This window comes from Daejeonella sp. (assembly GCF_049655485.1).
Lineage (GTDB): Bacteria > Bacteroidota > Bacteroidia > Sphingobacteriales > Sphingobacteriaceae > Daejeonella.
Genome location: NZ_JBASJU010000204.1, coordinates 1 through 3,071, shown reverse-complemented (window position 1 = coordinate 3,071; position 3,071 = coordinate 1). Strand labels below are relative to the sequence as shown.

Annotated in this window: 3 protein-coding genes; 2 read left to right on the top strand and 1 reads right to left on the bottom strand. The window is 42.0% G+C overall.

Annotated elements, in window-relative coordinates; genetic code table 11:
* Nucleotides 1–988: glycosyltransferase family 2 protein (locus tag WBJ10_RS08735; RefSeq protein ID WP_424289365.1), on the top strand; the 988-nt coding region annotated here is incomplete at its 5' end.
* A 207-nt stretch (nucleotides 989–1,195) separates the two neighbouring features.
* Here WBJ10_RS08735 and WBJ10_RS08730 read toward each other — a convergent pair.
* Entirely contained in the window at nucleotides 1,196–1,675 is a 480-nt protein-coding gene (locus WBJ10_RS08730; RefSeq protein ID WP_424289363.1) for a PA2169 family four-helix-bundle protein, read from the bottom strand.
* A 190-nt stretch (nucleotides 1,676–1,865) separates the two neighbouring features.
* Here WBJ10_RS08730 and WBJ10_RS08725 point away from each other — a divergent pair.
* On the top strand, nucleotides 1,866–3,071 hold a 1,206-nt coding region (locus WBJ10_RS08725), incomplete at its 3' end, for a DUF4856 domain-containing protein (RefSeq protein WP_424289361.1).

Sequence of the window (3,071 nt, the reverse complement as noted above, 5' to 3'; positions counted from 1 at the left end):
ACAAATTGCGCGGTTAAATCCTTCGCACGATCGTCGTCTATGGTCGGTTATGATCCCTAGTTATAATTGCAGCATTTATCTACGCAAAACAATAGCAAGCGTTTTGCTCGAGGCGCCGCATGAGCATAAAATGCAAATTGAAGTTATAGACGATTACAGCAGTGATGGAGATGTTGGTGCATTAGTTCAGGAGTTGGGTCGCGGACGCATCGCTTTCTACAGACAACCTGAAAATGTTGGCAGCCTACGGAACTTCGAAACCTGCATTAACAGGTCGAAAGGAAAATATGTACATATTTTACATGGCGACGATCTTGTGAGACCAGGGTTTTATCAGGAAGTAGAAGAACTTTTTGAAAAGCACCCGGAGGCTGGCGCGGCCTTTACCGGATGTTCTGATATCGATGACCAAGAAAAGTGGCTTTGGGACAGTCCAACAATAATGGACCAACCCGGGCTGATTACCAACTGGCTCCAAACCATTGCGCAGGGCAATTTGCTTCAAACACCGTGCATGGTGGTGAAGCGGGAAGTGTATGAACAACTGGGCAGTTTTTTCAAAGTCCACTACGGCGAGGATTGGGAAATGTGGATCAGGATCGCGGCCTCTTATCCGGTTGCATATTCGCCTAAGAAATTAGCTTATTACCGGGTTCATGACCGGAATATCACGGGAAGTTCTCTGAGGACGGGCCAAAATGTTAGGGACATTTCCGCAGTTATTAATACCATCCAGGCTTATTTGCCCACGGAAAGTCGGAAAGATTTGAAAATAAGGGCAAGAAGGAATTATTCCATTTATATAGGTATACTTTCCGACAGAATCTACCATGAGCAAAATAATCCGAGAGCTGCGTTGGTCCAGGTTATACACGCGTTTAGACTTTACCCGAGTAGACGCAGTTTATACCGGCTAATTAAAATTTTAGGGAAAAGAATGATTGGATATAAAAACAAGGATGCTTTTAAAAAGCTTGGCTTGTCTTAATGTATTTCCACAAAAAAGCCTAATTCCAAACAGAACTGCACTTATACATTTAGGCTAATCCCGCCGAACAAGGGCAATTCTGTGCCTCCAGCTAAAGCGGAGGCAAAGAAAAGAAGTTATTTGGGCTAAAGTCCTCTAACAAAAACAATCTTATACGTCCAGCTAAAGCGGGAGGAAGGTCAAAAGCTAAGGGTAAACTACAAGAGTTCAATTATTCTCCCGAACAATTAACGTTTCAATCTCATCTACCGCAGTTTTAACCCCATCACGTTGCTCAGTAAGTAAAGCAATATGGTCAGCATGATCAGCAATATTTGCAATGCATTCATCATACTTGTCCAAAGCAGCCCTTTCTCCCGCGGAGATCGCTATTAGCAGCGCCTTGTCATCCTTTTTGCTTAACACTTGTTTGATATTCAACCAGGTGTGATGCATTCCATGAAGAAAACCATCATTTTCAGGTTCCGCTTCTTCATCATGCTCGACAATGTGATCGCCCAATTCCGCAGCATAAACAATTCGTTCGCCGGATAGCCTGGAAAATAAAGCCTTTAACTCCGGATTGTCTGTTAAGTCCCCTGCAGATTGATAGCCTTCTTTACTATCGCTGATAAGCTGATGTATTTCTTTGAGGTCGCTTATAACCTGTTTTTTGTTTTTTAATGAAGATGATTTAATATTTTCCATGGTATGTGATGCTTTGGCGATATGCTGCAAAATGCAAGCCACTTGGTAAAAATCGCACTTAAAAAGGAAAATATATCGATAAGCTAGTCCGGCTTTTCTGCTCAGGCTAGGAAGAGATTCTTCAAAATTTTGTGATTTATTAAAATTTGTCTTTTCTTTGTATTTATAATTAATCTAAATAAACACAGTGATGACTTATTCTTTATCTAAAACTTTTTTACCCTTCGCCGCACTGGCTATATTATTTACTTCCTGTAAAAAAAACGATGATCTTGAGCCTAACCTTCGTTCATCTGTAGACTACTCGAAGCTCTCCGCTTCGACAAACTATTCCCCTACATTTCTGGATTCAAAAGGAGCTACGACTGTTGATTTTACAACAGGTGCGAACAGGTATAAGATTTTCCAGGCTATCAATGCCTACGCAGGTTCAGCTACTTCCGCTTTAATTGATGCCAGCGTGTTAAGAAATATGCTGGCAAATACCGGGAGTCCTTTTACCGGCACCTATGCCCCGCTTAATTCATCAGGGGTGCAGCTTCGTAATATCCTTGCTTCGTCTAAATCAGTTGCAGAATCAGATGCTGTTCGTGCTAAATTAGATGCGGAATTTGCTACAATGGCTACAATAAGCCAGTCGAATAACGCAATAGCGGAAAAAGGGAAAGCTGGTAAACTGGGTACGCGACTGGTTGATTCAAAAGGAATGGAAACCGTCCAGATAATTCAAAAATCCATGATTGGGTCGATGCAGCTGGATTATATTGCCAATGTCCTTCTTACCAAAGGACTGGAAGCTGATAATTTTACTGAGCTTACCGGCAAGAATTACACACAATTGGAACAAAACTGGGATGAAGCATATGCATTACTTACTCCAAACCCTATTTTCCTGGCAGGCTCAACGGATGCTGTTCGCGGAACTGCAGAATTCGCCTTAGGATCCTATGTGTGGGAATACAATAAAGCAAACTACGCAAAGATCTATCCGGCATTCTTAAAGGGGAGGGCAGCAATTGTCAATAATGATAAAACAGAGTTAAGTGCTCAGGCTACCTTTATTAAGACCCAACTTGAATTAGCGATTGCAAATGCCTCTATCGGTTATTTAGAAAAATGGGGTACGCGAACTAACGATGCTGACCGGGCACATGATATAGGCGAAGGTGTCGGATTTATTTACTCCTTGCGTTTTGCCAATATTCACGGCGGTGATGCAGCATTCTCTGATGGCGTCATTAACAATTTAATTTCTTCAAGCGGCGGATTCTGGGATGTGACACCGGCTACAATCGCGGCGGCGAGTGCCGCTATAAAAACCAAATTCAAACTCTACTCAAACAACTCAACATTAATCAACTGGTTCAAAGCTCAATACTTTGAACCAGTTTATATT

What these genes read in the sequence shown, in the direction of transcription:
- WBJ10_RS08730 (WP_424289363.1), bottom strand. Translation starts at nt 1,675, where the DNA reads ATGGAAAATATTAAATCATCTTCATTAAAAAACAAAAAACAGGTTATA.